Source organism: Caulobacter vibrioides OR37, from assembly GCF_000372645.1.
Lineage (GTDB): Bacteria > Pseudomonadota > Alphaproteobacteria > Caulobacterales > Caulobacteraceae > Caulobacter > Caulobacter vibrioides_E.
Genome location: NZ_APMP01000060.1, coordinates 1 through 1,484, shown reverse-complemented (window position 1 = coordinate 1,484; position 1,484 = coordinate 1). Strand labels below are relative to the sequence as shown.

At 60.4% G+C, this 1,484-nt stretch carries 2 protein-coding genes; both read right to left on the bottom strand.

The window, feature by feature from the left end; genetic code table 11:
- Window positions 1-64: 64 nt before the first annotated feature.
- Window positions 65-319, bottom strand: coding sequence for a hypothetical protein (locus OR37_RS20475; protein ID WP_035017827.1), 255 nt, complete (start codon window positions 317-319; stop codon window positions 65-67).
- 39 nt (window positions 320-358) lie between these two features.
- Window positions 359-1,336, bottom strand: coding sequence for an IS1595 family transposase (locus OR37_RS20470; protein WP_004625323.1), 978 nt, complete (start codon window positions 1,334-1,336; stop codon window positions 359-361).
- Window positions 1,337-1,484 lie beyond the last annotated feature (148 nt).

The following is a 1,484-nucleotide window of genomic DNA, read 5'->3' as shown; positions in this document are numbered from 1 at the left end:
CGGGCCTATATACCAAAGTAAGGTGATGCGAGCGCGGCTGCTTGCACCGCTCGCAAGCGGGCGGTTAGCGGCCTTGCTCGCTCGGCGCGCTGCGTATCCAGACCACGCAGCACACACCGATGGCGACATAGCCCACGACAGTTGGCAGATAGAGAAGCCAGTTGGCCCAAGGCGGCCCGCTTGAGACATCGTTGACGATGCCTCCGAAGAACAAGAATAGCCACACAATCGCGGCAACTACATCCGCAATCTTCGGGGCCATCGCCGCCAGCGCAGCCATTATAATCAGCGAGATGGCAACACGCGTGGTTCTGCTCACGAATATCTCCGGCCTACGCTCCACGGGTGGAAGCCCTATTTAGGCGATCCCGCCGACCGCCGTCCACGTGAGCCGCTTACCGAGCGACCCCGCCAGCAGCGCGGCGACGCGATCCTCGAAGGGAGGCTTCACGAACTTGATCTGGGTCTTTCCCGACTTGGTTTGAACCGGCTGGGCATCGCCCCGCGTGTTCCAACGATGGACCGCTTCCGCAAGATAGCGGGTCATGTGGTCCTTGCTCATCCAGTGGTAGGTGCCGATCTTCATGCGCTCCAAAGTGGCGTTGAAGCTCTCGGCGGTGTTGTTGTGGACGTTGCCAACGGCGTAGATCGCGCCCTTGTGCTTCACTGCCTCATGCTTGGCGTAGAGCCTCCCGATGATCCGGTAGACGCTGTTCTCGTCGGTCATCAGGTGGGCCGACTTTTCGACCATGTGACGCAGCTTGCCGCCGATGTCCGTGATCGAGTTCTTCTCGATGAGGGCCGCGCGGACTTGACCGCCGCCGCGCTCGACCGCGACGAGGATGCCTTGCTTCGCGGTGCCCCGCCCGCGCGGGTGCTTCACGCCATGCCGCTTGCGGGGCTTGCCGCCGAGATACTTCTCATCGACCTCGACCACGCCGTCCAGCTTGCGGGCGCCATGCTGCTCCATCAACAGCCGGATCGCGTGCCCCATCTTCCAAGCGGTCTTCTGAGTCACGCCAATCACCTTGGCGAGCGTCACAGACGAGAGGCCCTTCGGCATCTCCACGACGAACCACATCGCTTCAAGCCACTTGATGAGCGGGAGCTTCGTCGAGTGAAGCGGGGTCTTAGTGGTGACGGTGAACAGCAGACCACATTCACGTTCGCCACACTGGTAGGTTCCGGTGGACACCTTTTTCGACTCGATCTTCCACGAGCGGTCAACAGAACCGCAGTGCGGGCAGACGCGACCGTCCTTCCAGATAATCCGCTCGAAGAAAGCCCTTGCGGAAGCTTCATCGGGGAACTGTTTGGCGAACTGCTTACGATCCAAGACTATCTCCTTATTTGGAGATTATTGCATAGGTCTGTGGATCGTCAATCAAAATGGGGTTGACGGCTCGCGCGAATCGCTGTCGCGGCTAAGGGCTACCGGCGGATCGTCGCAGCCCGAGACAGCCTTACTTTGGTATATAGACCCG